This is a genomic window from Marinobacter alkalisoli (assembly GCF_045449855.1).
Taxonomy (GTDB): domain Bacteria; phylum Pseudomonadota; class Gammaproteobacteria; order Pseudomonadales; family Oleiphilaceae; genus Marinobacter.
In genome coordinates this window covers 1-21,982 of the sequence record NZ_JBJJLC010000011.1, presented here as the reverse complement: position 1 = coordinate 21,982, position 21,982 = coordinate 1, and the positions used below count along the sequence as shown (strand labels likewise).

The 21,982-nt window shown below is 59.0% G+C and carries 22 protein-coding genes; 8 read left to right on the top strand and 14 right to left on the bottom strand.

The window, feature by feature from the left end; all coding sequences use genetic code 11:
* The first annotated feature begins 56 nt into the window (after nt 1-56).
* The gene (locus tag ACJO5Y_RS05540) at nt 57-1,580 is read left to right on the top strand and encodes a YifB family Mg chelatase-like AAA ATPase (protein WP_406985428.1); all 1,524 of its coding nucleotides are present in this window, start codon (nt 57-59) and stop codon (nt 1,578-1,580) included.
* 74 nt (nt 1,581-1,654) lie between these two features.
* Complete coding sequence (trmB, locus tag ACJO5Y_RS05535) at nt 1,655-2,371, top strand: tRNA (guanosine(46)-N7)-methyltransferase TrmB (protein ID WP_406985427.1); 717 nt, start codon at nt 1,655-1,657, stop codon at nt 2,369-2,371.
* 17 nt (nt 2,372-2,388) lie between these two features.
* Here trmB and ACJO5Y_RS05530 read toward each other — a convergent pair whose 3' ends face one another.
* The 10 genes from ACJO5Y_RS05530 to ACJO5Y_RS05485 all read right to left on the bottom strand — a co-directional run bounded on the left by ACJO5Y_RS05530 (nt 2,389) and on the right by ACJO5Y_RS05485 (nt 11,397).
* Nucleotides 2,389-2,922, bottom strand: coding sequence for a hypothetical protein (locus ACJO5Y_RS05530; protein WP_406985426.1), 534 nt, complete (start codon nt 2,920-2,922; stop codon nt 2,389-2,391).
* The gene (gene hemW / locus ACJO5Y_RS05525; protein WP_406985425.1) at nt 2,922-4,073 is read right to left on the bottom strand and encodes a radical SAM family heme chaperone HemW; all 1,152 of its coding nucleotides are present in this window, start codon (nt 4,071-4,073) and stop codon (nt 2,922-2,924) included. The genes ACJO5Y_RS05530 and hemW overlap by 1 nt, the downstream gene beginning before the upstream one ends.
* Nucleotides 4,070-4,687, bottom strand: a complete 618-nt coding sequence (gene rdgB / locus ACJO5Y_RS05520) for an RdgB/HAM1 family non-canonical purine NTP pyrophosphatase (protein WP_406985424.1) — start codon at nt 4,685-4,687, stop codon at nt 4,070-4,072. The genes hemW and rdgB overlap by 4 nt, the downstream gene beginning before the upstream one ends.
* The gene (locus ACJO5Y_RS05515; RefSeq protein WP_406985423.1) at nt 4,687-5,136 is read right to left on the bottom strand and encodes a DUF4426 domain-containing protein; all 450 of its coding nucleotides are present in this window, start codon (nt 5,134-5,136) and stop codon (nt 4,687-4,689) included. The genes rdgB and ACJO5Y_RS05515 overlap by 1 nt, the downstream gene beginning before the upstream one ends.
* The gene (gene metW / locus ACJO5Y_RS05510) at nt 5,130-5,738 is read right to left on the bottom strand and encodes a methionine biosynthesis protein MetW (RefSeq protein ID WP_406985422.1); all 609 of its coding nucleotides are present in this window, start codon (nt 5,736-5,738) and stop codon (nt 5,130-5,132) included. Before metW ends, ACJO5Y_RS05515 begins: the two co-directional genes overlap by 7 nt.
* A complete protein-coding gene (metX, locus tag ACJO5Y_RS05505; RefSeq protein WP_406985421.1) occupies nt 5,735-6,883 on the bottom strand; it encodes a homoserine O-succinyltransferase MetX in 1,149 nt (382 codons plus the stop codon). The genes metW and metX overlap by 4 nt, the downstream gene beginning before the upstream one ends.
* A 121-nt stretch (nt 6,884-7,004) precedes the next feature.
* On the bottom strand, nt 7,005-8,969 hold the full coding sequence (locus ACJO5Y_RS05500; RefSeq protein WP_406985420.1) for a dynamin family protein: 1,965 nt from the start codon (nt 8,967-8,969) through the stop codon (nt 7,005-7,007).
* A 233-nt stretch (nt 8,970-9,202) separates the two neighbouring features.
* Nucleotides 9,203-9,784, bottom strand: coding sequence for a YggT family protein (locus tag ACJO5Y_RS05495; protein WP_406985419.1), 582 nt, complete (start codon nt 9,782-9,784; stop codon nt 9,203-9,205).
* 15 nt (nt 9,785-9,799) lie between these two features.
* Complete coding sequence (gene proC / locus ACJO5Y_RS05490; RefSeq protein WP_406985418.1) at nt 9,800-10,630, bottom strand: pyrroline-5-carboxylate reductase; 831 nt, start codon at nt 10,628-10,630, stop codon at nt 9,800-9,802.
* Between the two features lie 62 nt (nt 10,631-10,692).
* The gene (locus tag ACJO5Y_RS05485; protein ID WP_406985417.1) at nt 10,693-11,397 is read right to left on the bottom strand and encodes a YggS family pyridoxal phosphate-dependent enzyme; all 705 of its coding nucleotides are present in this window, start codon (nt 11,395-11,397) and stop codon (nt 10,693-10,695) included.
* 147 nt (nt 11,398-11,544) lie between these two features.
* Here ACJO5Y_RS05485 and ACJO5Y_RS05480 point away from each other — a divergent pair, with 147 nt between their 5' ends.
* The 3 genes from ACJO5Y_RS05480 to ACJO5Y_RS05470 all read left to right on the top strand — a co-directional run bounded on the left by ACJO5Y_RS05480 (nt 11,545) and on the right by ACJO5Y_RS05470 (nt 15,336).
* Nucleotides 11,545-12,579, top strand: coding sequence for a type IV pilus twitching motility protein PilT (locus ACJO5Y_RS05480; protein ID WP_406985416.1), 1,035 nt, complete (start codon nt 11,545-11,547; stop codon nt 12,577-12,579).
* 91 nt (nt 12,580-12,670) lie between these two features.
* Nucleotides 12,671-13,792 carry a PilT/PilU family type 4a pilus ATPase gene (locus ACJO5Y_RS05475; RefSeq protein WP_406985415.1) on the top strand — a complete coding sequence of 374 codons (1,122 nt, stop codon included), beginning with the start codon at nt 12,671-12,673 and terminating at the stop codon, nt 13,790-13,792.
* Between the two features lie 122 nt (nt 13,793-13,914).
* Nucleotides 13,915-15,336, top strand: coding sequence for an OmpP1/FadL family transporter (locus ACJO5Y_RS05470; protein WP_406985414.1), 1,422 nt, complete (start codon nt 13,915-13,917; stop codon nt 15,334-15,336).
* A gap of 32 nt (nt 15,337-15,368) precedes the next feature.
* Here the strand turns inward: ACJO5Y_RS05470 and ACJO5Y_RS05465 are convergent, their stop codons facing one another.
* Together ACJO5Y_RS05465 and polA are read right to left on the bottom strand one after the other, a co-directional pair.
* Nucleotides 15,369-15,749, bottom strand: coding sequence for a hypothetical protein (locus ACJO5Y_RS05465; RefSeq protein ID WP_406985413.1), 381 nt, complete (start codon nt 15,747-15,749; stop codon nt 15,369-15,371).
* A 247-nt stretch (nt 15,750-15,996) separates the two neighbouring features.
* A complete protein-coding gene (gene polA, locus ACJO5Y_RS05460; RefSeq protein WP_406985412.1) occupies nt 15,997-18,726 on the bottom strand; it encodes a DNA polymerase I in 2,730 nt (909 codons plus the stop codon).
* Nucleotides 18,727-18,810: 84 nt separating this feature from the next.
* Here polA and ACJO5Y_RS05455 point away from each other — a divergent pair, with 84 nt between their 5' ends.
* Together ACJO5Y_RS05455 and ACJO5Y_RS05450 are read left to right on the top strand one after the other, a co-directional pair.
* Nucleotides 18,811-19,149 carry a DUF2782 domain-containing protein gene (locus ACJO5Y_RS05455; RefSeq protein ID WP_406985411.1) on the top strand — a complete coding sequence of 113 codons (339 nt, stop codon included), beginning with the start codon at nt 18,811-18,813 and terminating at the stop codon, nt 19,147-19,149.
* 135 nt (nt 19,150-19,284) lie between these two features.
* Nucleotides 19,285-19,701 (top strand): hypothetical protein, encoded by a 417-nt coding sequence (locus tag ACJO5Y_RS05450; protein WP_406985410.1) that lies wholly within the window; start codon nt 19,285-19,287, stop codon nt 19,699-19,701.
* A 67-nt stretch (nt 19,702-19,768) separates the two neighbouring features.
* Here ACJO5Y_RS05450 and ACJO5Y_RS05445 read toward each other — a convergent pair whose 3' ends face one another.
* Both ACJO5Y_RS05445 and pyrE read right to left on the bottom strand, forming a co-directional pair.
* Nucleotides 19,769-20,410, bottom strand: coding sequence for a DUF4124 domain-containing protein (locus ACJO5Y_RS05445; RefSeq protein WP_406985409.1), 642 nt, complete (start codon nt 20,408-20,410; stop codon nt 19,769-19,771).
* A gap of 6 nt (nt 20,411-20,416) precedes the next feature.
* Complete coding sequence (gene pyrE / locus ACJO5Y_RS05440) at nt 20,417-21,055, bottom strand: orotate phosphoribosyltransferase (protein ID WP_406985408.1); 639 nt, start codon at nt 21,053-21,055, stop codon at nt 20,417-20,419.
* Between the two features lie 81 nt (nt 21,056-21,136).
* Here pyrE and ACJO5Y_RS05435 point away from each other — a divergent pair, with 81 nt between their 5' ends.
* Nucleotides 21,137-21,943, top strand: coding sequence for an exodeoxyribonuclease III (locus ACJO5Y_RS05435; RefSeq protein ID WP_406985407.1), 807 nt, complete (start codon nt 21,137-21,139; stop codon nt 21,941-21,943).
* Nucleotides 21,944-21,982: the final 39 nt, after the last annotated feature.

The window sequence follows — 21,982 nt, the reverse complement described above, 5'->3', positions numbered from 1 at the left end:
TAGGCCTGGGTGCCCCTCCATTGAACACCGAATGAATCTGACCACGGAAGGTCGTTATGTTAGCTATTGTCCATTCCCGCGCCAGTATTGGCGTGTCCGCACCCGCAGTAACCGTTGAAGTACACCTGTCCGGCGGGTTGCCGGCCCTGTCCATTGTCGGGCTCCCGGAAACCGGGGTTCGGGAAAGCAAAGAGCGGGTTCGTAGCGCCCTGCTGAACGCCGGTTTCGAATTTCCTGCTCGTCGTATCACCATCAATCTTGCCCCTGCCGATCTGCCGAAAGAAGGTGGCCGCTTTGACCTGCCGATTGCCCTGGGCATTCTTGCCGCTTCCGGCCAGATCCCCCCCGAAAGCCTGACGTCCTGCGAATTCGTTGGGGAGCTGTCCCTGGACGGTGCATTGCGGCCCCTCAAAGGCGTGTTGCCGGCAGTACTGGCAGCACGAGAGGAGGGCCGGCGATTGCTGGTGCCGCAGGCGAATGCCTCCGAGGCGGCCCTGGCAAGCCAGGACGATGTGCTCTCCGCGGCCCATATACTGACCGTGTGTGAGCATCTGTGTGGCAGGGCAACGCTGGTGCCGGTTCCGCCGGCGTCCCTGGATGAGGGCGCCGGTGCCGGGCCGGATCTGGCGGATGTCAGGGGGCAGAGCGTGCCAAGACGTGCGCTGGAAGTGGCCGCCGCCGGTGCCCATAACCTGCTTTTCTTTGGCCCGCCAGGCACTGGGAAAAGCATGCTGGCCAGCCGGTTGCCCGGTATTCTGCCGCCGCTGACCACCGGGGCCGCGCTGGAAGTGGCCAGCGTCCACTCGATTGCCGGGTTGCCGGTACGGGATGGCTATTGGCGGCAGCCTCCGTTTCGTTCGCCCCACCACACCGCTTCCGCCGTCGCCATGGTGGGCGGTGGCAGCAGCCCCCGTCCGGGAGAGATCTCCCTGGCACATCGCGGCGTACTCTTCCTCGACGAGTTACCGGAGTTCGGGCGGCAAGTGCTGGAGGTATTGCGGGAACCCATGGAGAGCGGGGAAATCTCCATCAGCCGCGCGGTGCGACAGGTGAGCTTTCCCGCCCGCTTCCAGGTGGTGGGGGCAATGAATCCCTGCCCCTGCGGCTACAATGGTCACCCGACCATCGAATGCCAGTGTACGCCACAGCAGGTCATACGCTACCGGGGCAAGGTCTCTGGTCCGTTGCTGGATCGCTTTGACCTGCATGTGGAAGTGCCGGTTCAGGGCGGAGACGTGCTGATGCAGAAACAGGCGGATGGCGAATCCAGCGAGGTTGTCAGGGCAAGGGTGGCTCGGGCCAGGGAGCGTCAGCTGCAACGGGGCACGATCAATGCCAGCCTTGCTGGTAATGAACTGCACCGCCACTGCCGCCTCGATAGCGGTGGCGAAGCCCTGTTGTCGGGCGCCATGGAAAAGCTTGGGCTCTCGGCGCGGGCGCTGCACCGGATTCTGCGTGTGGCGCGAACGCTGGCGGATCTTGATGGGGTCGATACCATTGGCAATGGCCATCTGGTGGAAGCGCTTGGGTATCGCAAGCTGGACCGGCAGCAGTCACGAAATTCGGTAGTGTCGGCCTGAAACGATCCACTCTGGTAAACTGTGCGGTAATTTCTTCAGAACCAGAATCCGCTTCCTGCGGTTGAGGACTACAGATGACCGATGAAAAAGATCTGTCCAACGATTCTCCGGTAACCACGCGCCGGGGTATTCGCAGTTTCGTGTTGCGCCAGGGCCGGATGACCGAAGGCCAGAAAAAGGCGTACGAACGCAGCTGGCCAGTCTACGGCTTAACCCGGGAACATGGCATGATTGATCCGCGCGAGGTATTCGGGCGCGATGCCATGCTCAACGTGGAAATTGGCTTCGGTATGGGCAAATCCCTCGCTGATATGGCGGAGGCCGCACCCGAACAGGATTTCATTGGCGTGGAAGTGCACTTGCCCGGTGTCGGTGCGCTGTTGAAAGAAGTGGAAGATCGCAAGCTCGAGAATGTGCGGGTGTATTCCATTGACGCCAACGATGTCATTGACCTGTGCCTGCCTGATGCCTGTCTTGATCGGGTCATGGTGTTTTTCCCCGACCCCTGGCACAAGAAACGTCATCACAAGCGCCGCCTGATCCAGCATGACTTTGTTCAGAGGATTCGCCACAAACTGCGGGTTGGCGGTGTGTTGCACCTGGCAACGGACTGGGAGAACTACGCCGAACACATGATGGAGGTTATGAGTGAGGCGGAGGGGTTCGCCAATGCCCGGGAGTCGGGGCAGTTCTCACCACGCCCGGATGACCGCCCCATCACCAAGTTCGAGAAACGTGGCGAACGCCTTGGTCACGGGGTCTGGGATCTGCTCTTCCACCGCACCAACTGACGTTGAATCCTCAGGCGTCACCCGTGAGCCAGTGGGTGACGTCTGGCGGCGCGGATAATCACCAGTCCCGCGATCCCAAGCATCAGTCCGGTGAACTTGATCAGTGCACAGATAGTGGCCGACAGACTGATGGTATCGGTTGGCGGGTTCAGATTATTCAGCAGCAGAATATTTTCCAGTCCATCGCTGGCGCCGGCGGTGACAAACAATGCCCTGACCCACCGCGCCACGTTCCGCTCCCGCACTCCGGGGCGATCCCGCATAATCAGGTTGGTCACCATCAGCAGCGTGATGACATAGGCGGGGATGAGCAGGAAATCCAGCCACAGGGAAAGGTGTGCCCAGAACATGGCGTCGCCGCGCCAGCTGCGCAAAATGGCCATGGAGTGATCGGCGGTGGCGGCGAGCTGGAAGCTGACGATGCCCTGGGGCGCCGAGCCGGTTTGCAGGGGCTGGTTAGTGGCCAGCAGGGCCACCAGCAGCGTAACGGTGACGACCAGACCCAGTTTCAGTTTTTTGGGTAAGGATTGGATGATGCTCGGAATGTGCATTACAAAAAACGCTCCAGCAGGCTGTTCAGATACCTCTGACCAAGCTCGGTGGCTTTGATCCGGTCGGGGGCCAGCAGGTTTTCCTTTCTTAACTGTTCAAGTTTTACCGCAACCGTGCTCAGGGGTAAACCTGTTCGTGCACTAAATAACTGATCGTCCACGCCTTCGGTCAGACGCAGAGCATTCATCAGGAATTCCAGTGGCAATTCGCTGGTTTCAATGATCTCGCTGCCGGCGGTGCGGCTGCCGATGCGGTTCAGGTATGCCGACGGTTGCCGGGTTTTCCAGTATCGCGTCTGTTGCCCGGGAGTAGTGATCTTGCCATGAGCGCCGGCGCCCAGCGCCAGGTAGTCGCCAAAGGTCCAGTAGTTCAGGTTATGGCGGGACGCCATGCCGGGACGGGACCAGGCGGACACCTCATAATCGGTGTAGCCATGGCGTCGCAGGTAGTCTCCCCCTTGCTCGTAGATGTCCCATAAGCGGTCGTCATCCGGCAGCACTGGCGGGCGGCTGTAGAACTCGGTATTGGGTTCCAGGGTCAGCTGGTACCAGGAAACGTGGGGCGGCTCCCAGGCCAGGGCGGCTTCGAGATCCGCAATGGCGTTCTGCGGTGTTTGCCCCGGCAGCCCGTGCATCAGGTCCAGGTTGAAGTTGTCAAAGCCTGCCTGTTTGGCGGCCCTGATTGCGTCGTGGGCAGCCCGATCATCGTGGATGCGCCCCAGAACTTTCAGGTGCTCCGGGTTGAAGCTCTGGATGCCCAGGGACAGTCGATTAATGCCGGCATCGCGGAATCCTTCAAACCTTGCCTGTTCCACGGTCCCGGGGTTGGCCTCCAGGGTGATTTCGGCATCGGGGCTGAAGTCCAGGCGTTGCCTCAGGGCCCGGAAAAGATTCTGGTAGAAGGTCGCCGACATCAGTGAGGGCGTGCCGCCGCCGATAAAAACGGTCTCGATACGACGCCCTCCGGTCAGGGCGAGATCCTGATCCAGGTCTTCCAGCAGCGCGTTCAGGTAACGGTCTTCCGGAATGTCCCCCTGCAGGGCATGGGAGTTGAAGTCGCAGTAGGGGCACTTGCGAACGCACCAGGGTACGTGGATATACAGGCTCAGAGGCGGAAGGGCAGAATCCGCCTCGGTGAAGGCGGACGTCACGGGGTGTCCGTCCTGGCTTTCAGCTGTTCAAGCAGCAGGGCCAATGCGCGGCCGCGGTGGCTGATGCGGCCTTTCTGTTCGCGGCTGAGTTCCGCGGCACTGCAGTGGGTCTCGGGAACCAGGAATGCCGGGTCGTAGCCAAAACCACCTTCGCCGCGGAGGTCCCTCAGAATACGCCCGGGCCAACGACCATGACAGATGATGGGCGTGGGGTCATCGGCATGGCGAAGATACACCAGGACGCAGTGGAACTGGGCGCCCCGCTGGTCATCCGGAACCGAAGACATGGCATCGAGCAGGGCGCGCACGTTGTCGGCGTCACTGGCGTTTTCGCCGGCGTAGCGGGCCGAGCGGACACCGGGTGCACCGCCAAGGGCGTCAACCGCAAGCCCGGAATCGTCCGCCAGTGCCGGCAGCCCGGTTTCCCGGGCGGCGTGGCGGGCCTTGAGGATGGCGTTCTCGACAAAGGTAACGGCGGGTTCCTCGGCCTCGCTGACACCAAGCTCGCCCTGTGCCACGGGTTGCACGCCAAGCGGGCTCAGCAGGCTGGTAAGCTCCGCGATTTTGCCTTTGTTGTTGCTGGCAATGACCAGTTGGGTGTTGGTTTCAGTCATCAGTCGTTGAACAGTGTTTGGGCAAATCGGATGGGAAGATCCTGGCCGGCGCCACTGGGGCGGGCAGTGATCTGGAAGGTCATCAACTCCGCGGTGCGGTACTGGTATTCCGCGATGAAATAGACGGCGTCACCCTCCTGGATGCGACGGAACGCCAGGAACTTCGGCTGCTGGACGTCATTCAGCGCCTTGCCTTCAACCTGTCCGGAGACCGTTTGCAGCGCTCCGTTTTCCCCCTCCTGCATGATGGCAATGTTGACGATGCCAATGCTCTGGCTGCGATTGAGGTTGTTGGCCCTGGCCACTTCGGGATCCAGGAATGTGCTCGGAAAGACACTGTAATGCACCTGGTACTCACCAAAATCCTTGGAACCGGCGGCATGGGCCATTGAACTGATCAGGGTGAGGCAGATCAGCGCGGCAGTCTGCCAGATTCGGGAACTCAGCATGATGTTTCCTCCCGTGTAATACGGTATATGGCGATCTCTCCCAGCATATTGGGCCAGAGGCGGGCCAGCCAGCTATTCTGGTGCTGTCCGTCCACCACCCGCCGACTCTTGATGCGGATGTTCTTCTGGCGGCACAGGGCTTCGAAATCATGGAATGTGCACAGCCGGATGTTGGGCGTGTTGTACCACTTGTACGGCAATGCCTCGGATTCCGGCATGCGCCCTTTCAGGGTCAGTCCCCATCGCAGGCGCCAGTGGGCAAAGTTGGGAAAGGTGACAATGCCTTCCCGGCCCACCCTGAGCATTTCATCCAGCACCATGTCTGGCCGCCTTACGGCCTGCAGGGCCTGGGTCATCAGGACGGTGTCGAAGGTGCGGTCGTCGAAGTTACCCAGGCCCTGGGTATCCAGATTCTGTTCGATCACCGAAACGCCACGGCTCATGCAGGTGGTGATGTGGTCCGGGTTGATTTCCAGGCCAAAGCCGGTGGCGCCGCGTTCACGCTGCAGGAAGTCCAGCAGGGTACCGTCACCGCAGCCCAGGTCGAGCACCCGGTTGCCGGGTTTGACCCATTGCTGAATGATTTCCAGGTCTGGTCTCATGCGCCCACCTCCCGTGCGACACGATCCATATAGGCGGTGAAAATATCAGTGTACCTCGGCGTGGGAATCAGGAAGGCATCGTGCCCCCAGGGCGCGTCGATTTCCGCGTAACTCACCCGCTTCCTTGCCGCGATCATGGCGTTGACGATTTCTTCGGAGCGGGCCGGGGTAAAGCGCCAGTCGGTGCTGAAGGACAATACCAGGTATTCACAGTTGGAGGGCGCCAGCGCCTTGGACAAGTCTCCACCATACTCGTACGCCGGGTCGAAATAATCGAGTGCGCGGGTCATCAGCAGGTAGGTGTTGGCATCGAACATCTCAGAGAAACGTTCGCCCTGATAGCGCAGGTAACTTTCCACCTGGAATTCGGCGTCATAGCCGAACTTGTAGGCCTGATCCCGCAATTCACGGCCGAATTTTTCACCCATGGAGGCATCGGACAGGTAGGTGATGTGGCCCACCATTCGTGCCAGCATCAGGCCACGGCGAGGGACAGTATTGAAATCCTGATAACGGCCGTCGTGAAACTCACGGTCTGAGGTGATGGCCTGCCGCGCCACTTCGTTGAAGGCGATGTTCTGGGCCGTCAGCCGGGGGGTGGAGGCAATCACCACCGAATGCCGCAGCCGATCCGGATAATCCAGGCTCCACTGCAGTGCCTGCATACCGCCCAGGGAGCCGCCCACCACAGCGGCCCAGCACTCGATGCCGAGCCGGTCCGCCAGCAGGGCCTGACTCTGCACCCAGTCGCTGACGGTAATCACCGGGAAATCCGGTCCGTAGGGCTGGCCGGTCTTCGGGTTGATGCTGTTGGGGCCGGTGCTGCCATGGCAGCCTCCGAGGTTGTTCAGGCTGACCACGAAGAAGCGGTTGGTATCGATGGGTTTGCCCGGGCCAATGCAGGCGTCCCACCAGCCGGGCTTGCGCTCATCCATGGAGTGGTAACCGGCAGCGTGGTGGTGACCGCTCAGGGCGTGACAGATCAGAACGGCATTGCTGGCATCGGCGTTGAGAGTGCCGTAGGTCTCGATCACCAGATCGTAACTATCCAGCGTTTGTCCACACGCCAGTGTAATGGGCGCGTCGAAATGTAGTGTCTGCGGGGTGACTATCCCGACAGAATCCGTTGGCAGGGAATCGGGCATCGGCGCGACAGGTTCCTGGTTCAGTCAGTAAAAGTCTGGAACAACGCGGGGAGAGCGGTTGCCAGCCCAGCAGTTTAAAGGCCGGCCCTCGTGGCTGCAACCGCAGGATGATCGGGCGCGCTCAGACAGCGCCCGATATGTTAACGACCTTTTGCTGAATCAGTGTGGGGGCGGGTTTGCGAATCTGTCGCTGCATGGCGTCCGCCAGTTCCAGCTGCCGGCGCAGGTCAGTGATGGTGTTTTGCAGACGCTTCCGTTCGGCACGGCTGTCACGGTCACTGCGGACCATGTCCTTGAGGCGACGGATCTGGTGCTCCAGCAGCTGTTTCTGCTCCATTGAGTACTGCATGATCGGCAGCAGAGCCTCGGATGGCCAGCGCTCCACGTCGGCCTGGGCCCGCTGGTGCAGGGTGCGGGCTTCATTGACCATGACGTTGAAGAAGCGTCTGATCAGCACGGACTGTTCGGTCAGCAGGTTCTTGGGATTGGCGCGGAAACGCCGGGCTTTCTTGCGCAATTCCCTTATCGCGATCACATGCCGACCGGAGCGCAGGGGGATGGGCTCAAGGTGGCGCGCGCGGGTGTCTTCGTTGTAACGCCGATAGATGGCCCCGACCATTTTTTCCGCCAGCCGGCCTTCGCTCATCAGGTTGTTCAGGTCGCTTTCCAGTAACTCGAAAAAGTGGTCCATGCCACGGTTCATACCGGCCGTCGTCCAGCTCTTCGACATCGACTGGCGGACTTTGTTCGCATGGCCCTCAAAGCGCTCCTGGTTGACCAGCTTTTTCAGCATGTCGCCCTGGGAGTCCATAAGCCGGCGGCTGGAGCGCAGGGTGATAAGTTTCTTGTAGTAAAAGTCGTAGTCTTTTTGTGCCCGGTCGGCCAGGCGGCGTAACGCCGCCTTGTCCATGGTGGCGCCGGAGCAGGCGTCCAGCTCTTCCTCGAGGGCATCAAGCCGGGTCTGCATGGCGGCCTGGCTGTTCTGGAGCATGCCCAGCAGATCATTGATCAGGCTCTGGGTGATCAGCTCTTCCTTGTGCATCAGGATGCGCCTGATGATCAGATGTTCAAGCTGCCCGAGGTTGGAGCGTTCAAACAGGTCGCTGTTCTGCCTGACGCGGGCCGTAAGGCCCTGCTTGGCGGAGAGCGGGATCACGTCATTGTTGCGAATGCCCAGGTGGTCCGCGGTGTAGTTGCGGACACGGTCAATGGCTTCACGGGTGTGGTGTTCGCCCTGGAGATCGTCCCAAAGCACATCGATCTTGTTGAGGACTGCGAACCGACCGGCGCGGTGATCGGCGTGTTCGGTGTCGATGTGCTCCTTCCAGATGGTCATGTCGCTGGCGGTGACACCGGTGTCGGCGCTGAGCAGGAAGACCACCGCATGGGCCCGGGGCAGCATGCTGATGGTCAGCTCCGGTTCCGAGCCCAGGGCATTCAGGCCCGGTGTGTCGAGAATGCGCAGGCCACGTTCAAACAGCGGGTGGCGGATGCTGATCTGGGCATTGCGCCAGGCAGGGACCAGGACATTACCGGGGTTGTTGCGATCGTGCTCCAGCATGTCTTCGTCGAAACCCAGGTCGCGGGCTTCATTGGGTGTCACGCTTTTGACCCGGGCCACTTCCGCCAATACTTCCCGCATCACTTCAGGGTTACGTTCGTCCAGATCATGCTTGACCCAGCGTTCCGGCTGCTTGCGCAGCTGATGCAGGGACAACTCCCCGGTGCGGGTCTCGATGGGGAGCAGCAGCAGGTAGTTGGCGTTTTCGGTGCGATCAAAGAACAGCTCGGTGGGACACATGGTGGTGCGTCCGGCCTGGGATGGCAGCATGCGCTGGCCATACTCGGAGAAAAACAGGGCATTGATCAGTTCGGTTTTGCCACGGGAATATTCCCCGACAAAGGCGATGGTCAGTTCGTCTTCGATCAATAGTTCCAGGCCGTGCCGGATACGGCGGCTCACGTCCTCTGAGAACAGGTCGTTGTCCTGTAACCACAAGCGGTAACGGCCGATCTGGCGGATCAGTTCCTTTTTCCAGTTGTGGTAGGCCTCTACCTGCTGCGACAGAGTTCCTTGTTTGTTCATCGGAATTTCCTTCTGCGCGACTTCCGGGTAACGGTGTTGTGCACGGGTTAATGGCGAACTATAGGCAATATTATCCCAGCTGCTGTGCGTTTCTTTGGGCGTGAAAACAGATGTGTATAGCAGAGCGGCAGGTATTGGTCAAAAAAGGCCGCCGAATCAGTGGGATGAATCGGCGGCCCGGGTGTGATGCTTTGTGTAGAGAACTGTAACGGAGTGTATATTCGTGACGTGGTTTACATTCCGGCGAGGGCGCCCATGCCCGCAGCGATCTTCATGTGGTTAATGACCACCGATATCACGTTCAGCAGCAGGAACACGACAATCGGGGACAGGTCCAGTCCGCCCATGGACGGTATCACGTTCCGGACCGGGCGCATGACCGGCTCGGTGATCTGCGCCACCAGCTGAATCGCGGGATGATGGCTGCCCGGAGCAATCCAGCTGACGACCACCACGGCAATGACCGACCAGAAGTAGATCTTGACCACCAGATCCAGTACGTTCAGGGCGGCCCACACCAACAAGGTGAGTGGGTTGATGCTCGGCATGCCGCCGTTCAGTGTCACCAGGATCAGCAGAAACGCGATGGCCTGGATGACGATCGCCAGCACCAGTGCGGCGCCATCGATGCCGCCCCAGCCCGGGATGACACGCCGGAGGGGGCGAAGCGGCGGGTTGGTGGCTTTCACCACGAACTGGGAAATGGGATTGTAGAAATCCGCTCTCGCCAACTGCAGTAAAAAGCGCAACAGGACAATCGTCATGTAAAACGTTGAGGCGATGAGCAGGATGGTGATCAGAATATCAGCCAGCATGAAGCCGTGTCTCCGTTATTGGTTCGCCAGTTCTTTGGCCATTTCTTCAGAGCGTGAGAAAGCGGCGGAATAGGCTTTCTTGACCAGATCCCGCAGGCCGCCATCCTCAAAGGTGTGGATCGCGCGCTCAGTGGTGCCGCCGGGGGACATGACGTTGCGCTTCAGTTGGGCGGGATCATGTTCGCTGCGACCGGCCATTTCGGCGGCGCCAGCCATGGTCTGGATCGCCAGCTGACGGGCGGTCTCCGGGGCAATGCCGGCTTCCGTGGCGGCCTCTTCCAGGGCTTCGAGCATGAGAAAGAAGTAGGCAGGACCGCTGCCCGAGAGGGCAGTGACGGCGTGCAGCAGGGATTCCTCATCCACCCAGAGGGCGGAACCGATGCTGTTGAAGACGGTTTCGACCATCTGCTTCTGTTTGTCGCTGACCTGATCATTGGCAAACAGCCCGGCAGCGCCCTTGCCAACCAGCGACGGAGTGTTGGGCATGACCCGCGCCAGCGGCAGGCCGCCGCCAAGCCACTCGTCCAGCGTACCGGCTTCCAGACCGGCGGCAATGGACACCATCAGTGGTCGCGTGTTCTGCACCACCGGGGCGATATCGCGGCAGACATCCGCCATGACCTGGGGCTTCACCGCCAGAATCACCATGTCGGCCTGCTGTGCGCAGTAGCGGTTGTCCGTGGTCACACTGACACCGAAGCGCTTGCGAATGGATTGCAGGTGACTGTCATCGGGAGCGCTGACCCAGATATCGGCTCCCTTGAAGCCGTTGTCCAGCATACCGCCAATGATGGCGCTGGCCATGTTGCCTGCCCCGATAAACGAAATGGTTGGTGATGTGCTCAAAGTTCACTCCACAAGTTGATCTGTTATTGATCCGGCCCCGATGATAACAGGAACTGAACGATTCAGCTCTTTGCTGCCCGTTCACCGAAGAGGGCGGTGCCAACGCGGACCCAGGTTGCCCCTTCCTCTATGGCAATTTCCATGTCCCCGGACATACCCATGGAAAGCGTATTCAGGGGGCCGGCTTCAGGATGATCCTGGCGCAGGGCTTTCAATGTGTTGGCCAGGCTGCGGAAACTGGTCCGCAGCTGCGCCTCTGGCTGGTCGGGATCAGGGATCGCCATCAGCCCACGCAGTGAGAGGTTGGGCAGTTCGCCAACGGCACTGACCAGTTCGTCCAGGTCCTCCAGGGCGCACCCGGATTTGCTCTCTTCATTATTGATATTGACCTGCAGGCAAATATTCAAGGGCGGCAGGCCGGCGTCCCGCTGCTCGCTCAACCGGCGAGCAATTTTCAGGCGGTCAACGCTGTGGACCCAGGAGAAAGCTGTAGCGATCTGGCGGGTCTTGTTGGACTGGATGGGGCCGATGAAATGCCAGTCAATCCCCGGCAGATCCTCAAGCGCCTCGATCTTGTCCAGGGCCTCCTGCAGGTAGTTCTCGCCGAAGGCCACCTGGCCCGCAGCTACGGCTTCCCGGACATCGTCCGACGTGCGGGTCTTGCTGACTGCCAACAGGTGCACAGATTCGGGAGCCCGCCCGGCCTTCAATGTTGCTTTTTGTATGCGTCGGGTTACGCTCCCGATGTTGTCTGCTATGCTGCTCATAGTGTGAATCCGCCGACTCCGGTCTGTCACTGTCTTGCTGACACGTTACCCGCAGGTTACTGAAATGCCAAGTGATCCTGAATGCGGGATCCGCACCGGAACCGGCTTCAGACCGGGATAAAAGAAAAACGCCTTCCGAGGAAATCTATGGATATTACCGAACTGCTTGCCTTCTCGGCCAAACAGGGTGCGTCCGACTTGCACCTGTCCGCCGGATTGCCCCCGATGATTCGAGTTGATGGCGATGTGCGCCGGATCAACCTCCCGCCCATGGAGCATAAAGAAGTCCACGGGCTGATCTACGACATCATGAACGACAAGCAGCGGAAGGACTACGAAGAATTTTACGAGACCGACTTTTCCTTTGAGGTTCCCGGTGTCGCCCGTTTTCGTGTCAACGCCTTCAACCAGAACCGCGGCGCCGGTGCGGTATTCCGGACCATCCCGTCCAAGGTGCTGACCATGGAAGACCTGGGCATGGGACAGGTGTTCAAGGACGTGTCCTCGGTTCCCCGAGGCCTGGTGCTGGTGACCGGCCCGACCGGTTCCGGTAAGTCCACGACCCTGGCGGCCATGATCGACTACATCAACGACAGCCGTTACGAGCACGTGCTCACCATCGAGGACCCGATCGAATTCGTGCACGAATCCAAAAAGTGCCTGGTTAACCAGCGGGAAGTGCATCGGGACACCCTGGGCTTCAACGAAGCGCTGCGCTCGGCACTGCGGGAAGATCCCGACATCATCCTGGTGGGCGAATTGCGGGACCTGGAAACCATTCGTCTGGCGCTGACCGCGGCTGAAACCGGCCACCTAGTCTTCGGCACCCTGCACACCACCTCCGCCGCGAAGACCATCGACCGTGTGGTTGACGTGTTCCCGGCCGAGGAGAAATCCATGGTTCGTTCCATGCTGTCGGAATCCCTGCAGGCGGTCGTCTCCCAGACCCTGATGAAGAAAATGGGCGGCGGCCGGATCGCTGCCCACGAAATCATGATCGGCACATCGGCGATTCGTAACCTGATCCGGGAAGACAAGATCGCCCAGATGTACTCGTCTATTCAGACCGGCGGTGCCATTGGCATGCAGACCCTGGATCAATGCCTGGAGCGCCTGTTGCAAAAAGGCCTTATTTCCCGCGAAGCGGCAAAGGCCAAGGCAAAAATGCCAGACAATTTCTGATCTGTCTGGCAGGCACGAACAACGCTTGCGGGCGCGGATAGCTTCACCCGGTGCGCCCTTGCACCGAAGACCGACGAATAGGTAATAAATCATGGAATTCGAAAAACTGTTGCGGCTGATGGTGGAAAAAGGCGGTTCAGACCTGTTTATTACCGCCGGTGTGCCTCCCAGCATGAAGGTGAACGGCAAGGTACTCCCGGTCACCAAGAGCGCGCTGACACCGGAGCAGACCCGGGAGTTTGTCTACGGTTCCATGAACGACAAGCAGCGGGCCGAGTTCGAGGAAAGCCATGAGTGTAACTTCGCCATCAGCGCCCGGGGCATTGGCCGTTTCCGGGTGAGCGCTTTCTTTCAGCGTAACCTGTGCGGCATGGTGCTGCGCCGGATCGAAGTGAAAATCCCGCAGATTGACGACCTCGCCCTGCCAGAGGTAATCAAGGACCTGGCCATGACCAAGCGAGGCCTGATCATGTTCGTGGGCGCCACCGGTACCGGTAAGTCCACCTCGCTGGCGGCCATGCTGGGGCATCGCAACCGCAACAGCCGTGGCCATATCATCTCCATCGAGGATCCCATCGAATTCGTGCACCAGCACCAGGGTTGTATCGTGACCCAGCGGGAAGTGGGGATCGATACCGAAAGCTTTGAGGTCGCCCTGAAGAACACACTGCGCCAGGCGCCAGACGTGATTCTTATCGGTGAGGTGCGTACCCGCCAGACCATGGAGTACTCGGTGCAATTCGCGGAAACCGGTCACCTGTGCCTGGCCACGCTGCACGCCAACAACGCCAACCAGGCGCTGGACCGCATCATTCAGTTCTTCCCGCCGGAGCAGCATAACCAGATCTGGATGGACCTGTCCCTGAACCTCAAGGCCATCGTGGCCCAGCAGCTGATTCCGACGCCGGATGGTCAGGGCCGCAAGGCGGTGATCGAGGTGCTGATCAATACGCCGCTGGTGGCAGACATGATCCGCAAGGGCGAAGTGCACAAACTCAAGGAACTGATGTCCAAGTCCAACGAATCCGGCATGCAGACCTTCGATCAGGCGCTTTACAAGCTCTATGCTGAAGGTTCGATTACCTACGAGGATGCCCTGGCCCATGCGGATTCCGCCAATGATCTGCGCCTGATGATCAAGCTGGGTACCGACGCCCAGGGCGCCGATCAATTGTCATCATCCGTGGACAAACTGTCGATTCAGGACGATTGATCAACCGGCAAGCGAATTAGACTTTAGTCTGAAATGATTAGTCTCACGAACCAGTAGGGATGGCATTTGAGGCCATTGGCCCGCGATGCGTATACTCCGCCGCAAAATTCAAAGGAGGAAGTATGCGCAACAATAAGTCCAATCTTTATTCTGCCATCCGCTTTGCCACCCTGACTGCCGCTGCTGCCCCTGCCAGCGTTATGGCCGGTGGTTTTGCCCTGAATGAGCAAAGCGCCAGCGCCATGGGAGTTGCCAATGCCGGTACTGCCGCCAATCCCGAGAACGCAACCACCGTGCTGTTCAACCCGGCGGGCATGAGCCAACTGTCTGGTACCAATATTTCCTTTGGTACGGCCGTGCTGGATATTGATGCGGAAGCGAAAGAGGGCGTGGAAGCCACCAATCAGCTGGGGCTTCCGGTACAGGGTTCGCGCGGCGGGGATATTGCTGACCCGGCAGTACTACCCAATCTCTATATGACCCACGAGGTCAGTGATTCTATCGATGTCGGCTTTGGTATCCACGCCCCGTTCGGGCTAGCGGCTGACTACGAGGATGATTTCACCGGGCGCTTCTTCGCCGATGAAACCGAGCTGACTGCCATCTCCTTTAGTCCGTCCATTTCCGTCAACAACGGCAAGGGGCTGTCGATGGGTGCAGGCATCAATATCATTTACGCCGAAGGCAAGTTGACGCGGTTTTTGGACAACTCGTTGGCCAGTGTGGCGGTGACGGCGCCAAGCGGTAATCCCGATCCCGGATTTTATGATCAGGGTTATGCAGACATTGAGGGGGACGATGTTGGCGTAACCTTCCGTGTTGGTTTCCTGTATGAGCTGTCCGAGAGAACCCAGTTTGGCTTGTCGGCTCAAACAGGCACCGAGCTGAACCTTGAGGGTGACGCAGACCTGACTGGCTACGTGAATCCGGCGGCAGGCGTAACCACACCGACCAGCGTCTCCGAGAAGGTGGAAGTGCCTTTGGCGATTCCTGAAAGCATCACCTTGGGTGCACGCCATCAGCTGACCGATACCGTTACGCTTTTGGCGGGCGCGACTTATGCCAAATGGAGTCGTTTCGAAGAGCTGGATATCATAAGTCGTGAGACGGGCGGCGAGATTACCCGGGCGCCCCAGGAAGGCGCGGTCCTCAGCCACATCACCGAAAAATGGCAGAACACCTGGCAGTTCAACCTCGGCGGCATCTGGCAGGCAACTCCGGAGTGGGCATTCAAAACCGGTTATGCATTTGACGAATCACCGGTTAATGAAAACTACGTCACCGCACGCATTCCGTCCAATGACCGTCACTGGCTCACGCTGGGTGCCCAGTGGGCTGACGCAAGTAGCGGCTGGACCGTTGACGTTGCGGCCGGCACGCTGATCTTCGACGGCAACGGCCGGGTCGATGAGCGTAACTACCAGCACGAAAACCCGTCACAGGTCGCTGAACTTCAGCCGGGCGTGCCGGACCAGAGCAACTATCAGGGCGAGTACGAGCTCGACGCCTGGAGCGCTGGCATCCAGGTCAGCAAGTCCTTTTAAGCGGATCCTGCTGACAGGCTGACCGGGTCCGGTCAGCCAACCACCTGGCCACGATAGATCACCCTGGTTCGTCGTGGCCGGGTCTCCTCCTCTTCCTGACGGCTTTCCCTGTCACCACTGTTGTCTTCCGGAATAACCTGTCCGCGGTAGGTTCGTTTTACTGCTTCCGGATTGTCATCCTCCGGATCGGCAATATCGAGCTGCGGAACCCGTTCTTTCAGGGTTTCCCAGGTGCGTATCAACTGGCTGGAGCGTGTCTTGCGGGCGTAGTCGGCCAGCCTCTGCTCCAGGTGCTCCTCCGTGAGGTGCAGCTTGACTCCGAACTCGGTATGAATCAGTCGGCGGCACTGGTGGACCAGTTTCAGCAAGCCAGGGTCCAGTAGCCAGCTTCGTTCAGATGCCAGAGATGTCATGGTAAGGGCCTCGGAAAAGAGTTGTCACAACCTGGCTCCCGGGTGGAAATAGGAGCCGACGGTCAATAGCTTGCGAATATCGTGCCGTACAGGCGAATGTTGTTATCGGAGGGCGGGGCAGGGTGCGTGGGGTGAAGGTGCGGATAAGGTGCGTACTGAAACGGGGCATCTTAATCAAAAACGCCCCGAAATGGTGCCGATACAGGCGGCCGGATGACTGGCCGGACATAGGCCCGGCCAGTGTCCCTCAGTGCGCCTCGTCCCAGTTGTTACCGACACCGGCTTCCACCAACAGAGGAACATCCAGGCTGGCGGCTGCGGACATGCGCGTTTCAAGACCTTTGCAGATCTTTTCCAGAGCGCTCTCCTTAACCTCCAGGATCAGCTCATCGTGTACCTGCATGATCATCCGGGCGTCGTCGGCATGGTTTTTCAGTAGCCAGGTTTCCACTTCAATCATGGCCCGTTTGATGATGTCGGCGGCGGTTCCCTGCATTGGTGCGTTGATCGCCGTGCGTTCGGCGGCCTGCTGCATCTGTTTGTTGCGGGCGTTGATCTCGGGCAGGTACAGGCGCCGGCCAAACAGGGTTTCCACGTAACCGTCGTCGTGGGCCTGCTTGCGGATATTGTCCATATACTTCAACACGCCGGGGTAACGCTCGAAGTAGCGGTCGATGTATTCCTGGGCCTTGTTGCGACCCACATCAAGCTGGCGAGCCAGGCCAAACGCGGACATGCCGTAGATCAGGCCAAAGTTGATCGCCTTGGCGCTGCGGCGTTGGTCGCCGGTTACATCGCTGACGGACACCCCGAACACTTCCGCAGCGGTCGCCTTGTGGATGTCCTCGCCTTTGTCGAAGGCGGTCAGCAGACCCTTGTCACCGGACAGGTGAGCCATGATCCGCAGTTCGATCTGGGAGTAATCCGCCGCTACCAGCTTGTAGCCCTCCGGAGCTACAAAGGCCTGGCGGATACGCCGCCCCTGTTCGCTGCGGATGGGGATGTTCTGCAGGTTGGGCTCGGACGACGACAGTCGTCCTGTGGCAGCGACCGCCTGGTGATAGGAGGTATGGATGCGCCCGGTGCGGTGATGTATCAGCTCCGGCAGGGTGTCCGTATAGGTAGACTTGAGCTTGCTCAGGCTGCGGTGCTCCAGAATCAGCCGGGGCAGGGCATGCTCGTGGGCCAGTTCCTGAAGTACCGGTTCCGCCGTGGAAGGCGCGCCTTTGGGGGTTTTCTTGATGACCGGCAGCCCCATCTTGTCGTAGAAGATGGCCTGCAGTTGTTTGGTGGAGCCCAGGTTGAAGGTTTCGCCCGCTTCGTCGTGGGCCTCCTTTTCCAGCTCCGCCATTCGCTCCGCCAGTTCCTGGCTGTGCTGCTTCAGGGTGCTGGCGCTGATCATCGCACCGCGTTGTTCCATGCGGGAAAGCACCGGAACCAGCGGCAGGTCGATGTCTTCGTAAACGGACTGGAGTTTGCCGGTTTCTGCCAGTCTGGGGCGCAATACGTGGTGCAGACGAAGGGTGATGTCCGCATCTTCCGCGGCATAGGGCCCGGCCTTTTCCAGATCAATCTGGTTGAAGGTGAGCTGCTTCGCGCCCTTGCCGGCAATGGATTCAAACGTAATGGTCTGCTCGTCGAGGTACTGCATGGCCAGTGTGTCCATGTCGTGGCGGGACGCCACGGAGTTCAGTACATAGGACTCCAGCATGGTGTCTTCGGCGATGCCTTCCAGGGTAATGCCGTGATTTGCCAGCACGTTCTTGTCGTACTTCAGGTTCTGCCCCAGCTTTCGGGCGTCCGGATCTTCCAGCAGCGGCTTCAGTTGCGCCAGAACGTCGTCCCGGTCCAGTTGCTCCGGAGCGCCCATGTAATCGTGGCCCAGGGGCACATAGGCCGCCTCGCCGGGTTCGATGGCAAAGGAGACCCCGACAATTTCCGCATCCATATAGCGCAAGCTGGTGGTCTCGGTGTCAAAGGCAAACAGGGCGGCCTCTTTCAGGCGATTGATCCAGCGATCCAGCTCTGCCTGTTCCGTCACCACACTGTAGCGCTTTTCCAGCGGTTGACTGTTATCACTGGCGCTTTCTGTACTGGCGTCGGATGGCGCGTCATCCGCATTTTCCAGCTCGGCAATCCAGGAACGGAACTCATACTCCCGGAACAGGCCGAGGAGGGTGCTGTCATCCTGGTTGCGCAATTGCAGGTCTTCCAGGCCGAAGTCCAGGTCAACATCGGTGCGTATGGTGGCCAGTTCCCGGCTCAGGGGCAGGGTGTCCAGCGCCTCTCGCAGGTAGTCGCCGATCTTGCCCTTGACCTTGTCAGCATTGGCGATGACTTGGTCAAGATCGTGGTGTTCCTGCAGCCATTTCACCGCGGTCTTGGGCCCGCATTTGTTGACGCCCGGAATATTGTCTACCTTGTCGCCCACCAGGGCGAGATAGTCGATGATCTGCTCCGGTTTGACGCCAAACTTCTCAACCACCCCGTCCCGGTCCATCCGGGTTTCGGTCATGGTGTTGATCAGGGTGACGTGGTCGCTGACCAGTTGCGCCATGTCCTTGTCGCCGGTGGAAATGACCACGTCGATGCCCTTGCTGGTGGCTTCGTGGGCAAGGGTGCCGATGACATCGTCCGCTTCCACTTCCGGTACGATCAGCAGGGGCAGGCCCATGGCTTTGACGATCTCGTGGATGGGCTCGATCTGGCACGCCAGGTCATCCGGCATGGGCGGGCGGTTGGCTTTGTACTCTTCGTACATGTCGTGGCGGAAGGTTTTGCCCTTGGCATCGAACACCACCACCATTTTCGAGCCAGGAAAGTCCTGTTCCAGTCGGCGCAGCATGCTGATCACGCCCTTGATGGCGCCGGTGGGGTGATTTTTGCTGGTGGTCAGTGGTGGCAGGGCATGGTATGCCCGGAACAGATAAGATGAGCCGTCTACAAGAACGACCGGTGGGGTCTGTTGCTGTGTCATATCAAGCAGGTCCGGATTCTGATTGAAGCAAGGGTTGCCTTGTGCAACTCTGTAGCCATGAATGGACGAAAGGGTATCACGAAAATGAAACGAGTCGCCTGTCTGGGTGTTGTATCTGTGCTGCTCTGCGCGCCGGTTGTTGCGCAGCAAAGTGGCGGGCTTGATCAGGAGGTTGTGGAGACACCGAAAGAGCCCATTGTGGTGTCAGATTACCAGCCGTCCTCCGAGGGGCCTCAGATTGTGATTCGTCCCGGTGAGCAGGAAGTGTTTTACGAATATCGGGTGAATGGCCAGTTGGTGGAAATCAAGGTGGTACCGGAAGTGGGGCCGGAGTATTACCTGGTGCCAGCCGATGGCGGTGGCTGGATCCGTGAAGACGAGACCGACATGCTGGTGCCCAGTTGGGTTCTTTTCCGCTGGTAAATGTGTCTCCTCAGATCTGATTGATTTCTGTGCGGCTTTTAGTATGAACATTCTAATTTTTAGCCGTAACCTGAGTGAGTGCTATTAAGGATCGCTAACGAATCCTCAACCTCGATAATCTCAGGAGAGACAATTATGGGTAAACTCAAGTCATATCAGGAACAGCTTCAGGACATCGTCGAGAAGGGTATTAACACTGCTGAAGAGCAGCAGAAGAAACTGGCTTCCAAGCCGTTCGACTACGCTGAAAAACTGGAGTCTGAAGTACGCGAATACAGCGTTAAGACCCTGCGTACCCGTTACGACGGCTACAGCGAAAGCCTGTTCGAGCAGCTGCGCAGCCTAAACAGCCGTTTCAACAACTTTGCCGCTGATCTGGTAGCGAAGCTGGAAAAAGAAGCCGCTGAAGGCGCGGAAGCCGTCTCTGAAACCGCGGAAGAAGTTTCCGAAGCGGCCGAGACTGCGAAGAAGTCCGTTGAGACCAAGAAGCCTGCGGCGCGCAAGACCACCGCACGCAAGAGCACTGCCAAGAAGAGCACTGCTTCTGCCTGATCCGCTTGCCGGATTCAGCAAAAAGGCCACCTGTTGAGGTGGCCTTTTTTGTGACTGTGTCGCGAAGCTATTGGTTGTCTTCGGGGCGTTCGAGGGGAAGCGTTCTCTCTTCTCCTGTCAGGGTTTCCAGACGCTTGATGTCAGCTTCGAAGTCGTCGCGCAGGGACTGGATTTCGGATTTCTGCAAGGCAATTTCCTGCTCAATGTCATGGATTTGAGCTTCCAGGCGACGAATCTTTTCCAACATGGATTCGGGGATGTCTCGCCCGGCGCGCTCCATGTCGGCGGCCCGGCCTTCCTCGTTGTCGAGCTGGCTGACGATCACGGAGATGTTGCCGCGTTTGAGCTGGTTCAGGCCCTCCAGTTCGCGAATTTTGCGATGCATGGCCCTGACTGCTTGGTCCGGGTGGCTGAAACGCTTGAGCAGAGCCTGATCTTTCTCACGCTGGATTCTTTCGGCCTCTTCGTGTTGTTCCCTGGCTTCCCTGGCTGCAATTTCTTCTGCAGTGGGTGCAGGATCAACGGAGTCGATTACCCGTCCCTTGGAATTGAGGATGTCATAGCCTCGCCGGGAGGCTTCCTGGGGAATGGTGTTGCTGATGACAATCTGGCCGTTTTCGTCCGTGTAACGGTACATCCTGGCCTCTGCTGCAGTTGCGGCCAGCAGGAGGGCGGAAGCAATGAGTGAAAACCTGGTCAGACGCTTCATGTGAGTTCAGACTCCGTAACGATCCCGATATTGTGCAACGTTATCGGCATGGTCGGCAAAGCCAGGCTGGGTCGCCAGGTAATCGAGAACCTGGTCCAGCTGAATAATGCTGACCACCGGCAGACCGAAGTCCCTTTCCACTTCCTGAATGGCCGACAGTTCGCCATTGCCGCGTTCCTGGCGGTCGAGGGCAATCAGCACGCCGGCGGGTTCTGCGCCAGCCGCCCGGATCAGGTCGATGGATTCACGAATGGCTGTCCCGGCGGTAATGACATCATCAACAATCAGCACCTTGCCCTCAAGTGGGGCGCCGACGATGTTACCGCCTTCTCCGTGATCCTTCTTTTCCTTGCGGTTGAAGGCGAAGGGTTTGTTCTGGCCTTCAGAGGCCAGGGCCATGGCCGTTACCGTGGCCAACGGTATGCCCTTATAGGCAGGGCCGAAAATGATGTCATAATCCAGGCCGCTGCGCTGCAGGGCTGCGGCATAGGCCTTGCTTAATTCGAGCAGGTCCTCACCGGTGTTGAACAGGCCGGCGTTGAAGAAGTACGGACTGGTGCGACCGGACTTGAGCTGAAACTCGCCAAAACGGAGAACGTTACGGCGAATGGCAAATTCAATGAAATGTTGCTGATAGTCGTGCATGACAAGGCTTCTGGCGGGTGTGGATCTTTAATTAAAGCGTAAAACCGGTATCATACACACAAACCGAATCAGGGAACACGTATGCGGGTAGTATCAATCAGCGTCAACGGTCTGGCCCAGGCTGTTGAAAAAGGTTTCTTCGAGTGGCTGGCCGAGCAGGACGCTGACGTGGTCTGCGTCCAGGATCACCGCATGCGGGCCTATGAGATTGAAGACTTCAACCTGATACCGGAAGGTTACGAGGCGTATTTCATTGATGGCGAGAATAACGAGGATGGCGGTGTTGGTATCTACACCCGTCATTTCCCGAAGGCCATCATGTACGGATTCGCCAATGAGCAGGCAGACCGGGAAGGGCGTTTTATCCAGGCGGATTTTGACAGGGTGTCGGTTGCCTGTGTTCTGGCGCCCTGCGCCCTGGGCCGGGAAGATGAGCTGATCGGTGACGATGATCTGACCGTGCTGGACCACAAGGACGACTTCATGGACGCCTTTGGCCTGCACATGCAAAAAACGTTGCGCAAGCGTCGTCAGTTCATTTTCGGCGCCAACCTGCAGACGGCACAGCATGTGACGGACGCGAGCCCGCTTTACCACAAGCTGGATGTGTCCGGTTTTATGCCCCATGAGCGGGCGTGGCTGGATCGCCTGTTTGATGAGATGGGCTGTATTGATGCGTTCCGCGAGATCAACAAGCAGAGCAATCAGTTCACCTGGTGGCCGGAGCAGACTGAAGGGTCACGCAAGAATGCGGGCATCCGGGTGGACTACCAGCTGATGACCCCGGGCATTCGCAAGACCATTCAGGATGGCTGGATTGACAGCGGCACCCGCTTTTCCGATCACGCGCCGGTGATCATGGACTACGATATCGAAATCGGCTTTTGAATCTGGGGGAAGCGCCGGCGTTGGGCCTTCTGCCCAGAC

Excerpts from the sequence above, each read along its gene's own strand:
- ACJO5Y_RS05500 (WP_406985420.1), bottom strand. The coding sequence starts at position 8,969 with ATGAACAAACAAGGAACTCTGTCGCAGCAGGTAGAGGCCTACCACAAC.
- rdgB (WP_406985424.1), bottom strand. The coding sequence starts at position 4,687 with ATGACTGAAACCAACACCCAACTGGTCATTGCCAGCAACAACAAAGGC.
- ACJO5Y_RS05435 (WP_406985407.1), top strand. The coding sequence starts at position 21,137 with ATGCGGGTAGTATCAATCAGCGTCAACGGTCTGGCCCAGGCTGTTGAA.
- trmB (WP_406985427.1), top strand. The coding sequence starts at position 1,655 with ATGACCGATGAAAAAGATCTGTCCAACGATTCTCCGGTAACCACGCGC.
- ACJO5Y_RS05480 (WP_406985416.1), top strand. The coding sequence starts at position 11,545 with ATGGATATTACCGAACTGCTTGCCTTCTCGGCCAAACAGGGTGCGTCC.
- ACJO5Y_RS05465 (WP_406985413.1), bottom strand. The coding sequence starts at position 15,749 with ATGACATCTCTGGCATCTGAACGAAGCTGGCTACTGGACCCTGGCTTG.
- ACJO5Y_RS05445 (WP_406985409.1), bottom strand. The coding sequence starts at position 20,410 with ATGAAGCGTCTGACCAGGTTTTCACTCATTGCTTCCGCCCTCCTGCTG.
- ACJO5Y_RS05515 (WP_406985423.1), bottom strand. The coding sequence starts at position 5,136 with ATGCTGAGTTCCCGAATCTGGCAGACTGCCGCGCTGATCTGCCTCACC.
- pyrE (WP_406985408.1), bottom strand. The coding sequence starts at position 21,055 with ATGCACGACTATCAGCAACATTTCATTGAATTTGCCATTCGCCGTAAC.
- ACJO5Y_RS05455 (WP_406985411.1), top strand. The coding sequence starts at position 18,811 with ATGAAACGAGTCGCCTGTCTGGGTGTTGTATCTGTGCTGCTCTGCGCG.
- metW (WP_406985422.1), bottom strand. The coding sequence starts at position 5,738 with ATGAGACCAGACCTGGAAATCATTCAGCAATGGGTCAAACCCGGCAAC.
- polA (WP_406985412.1), bottom strand. The coding sequence starts at position 18,726 with ATGACACAGCAACAGACCCCACCGGTCGTTCTTGTAGACGGCTCATCT.
- ACJO5Y_RS05485 (WP_406985417.1), bottom strand. The coding sequence starts at position 11,397 with ATGAGCAGCATAGCAGACAACATCGGGAGCGTAACCCGACGCATACAA.
- ACJO5Y_RS05495 (WP_406985419.1), bottom strand. The coding sequence starts at position 9,784 with ATGCTGGCTGATATTCTGATCACCATCCTGCTCATCGCCTCAACGTTT.
- metX (WP_406985421.1), bottom strand. The coding sequence starts at position 6,883 with ATGCCCGATTCCCTGCCAACGGATTCTGTCGGGATAGTCACCCCGCAG.
- ACJO5Y_RS05530 (WP_406985426.1), bottom strand. The coding sequence starts at position 2,922 with ATGCACATTCCGAGCATCATCCAATCCTTACCCAAAAAACTGAAACTG.
- ACJO5Y_RS05450 (WP_406985410.1), top strand. The coding sequence starts at position 19,285 with ATGGGTAAACTCAAGTCATATCAGGAACAGCTTCAGGACATCGTCGAG.
- ACJO5Y_RS05475 (WP_406985415.1), top strand. The coding sequence starts at position 12,671 with ATGGAATTCGAAAAACTGTTGCGGCTGATGGTGGAAAAAGGCGGTTCA.
- ACJO5Y_RS05470 (WP_406985414.1), top strand. The coding sequence starts at position 13,915 with ATGCGCAACAATAAGTCCAATCTTTATTCTGCCATCCGCTTTGCCACC.
- ACJO5Y_RS05540 (WP_406985428.1), top strand. The coding sequence starts at position 57 with ATGTTAGCTATTGTCCATTCCCGCGCCAGTATTGGCGTGTCCGCACCC.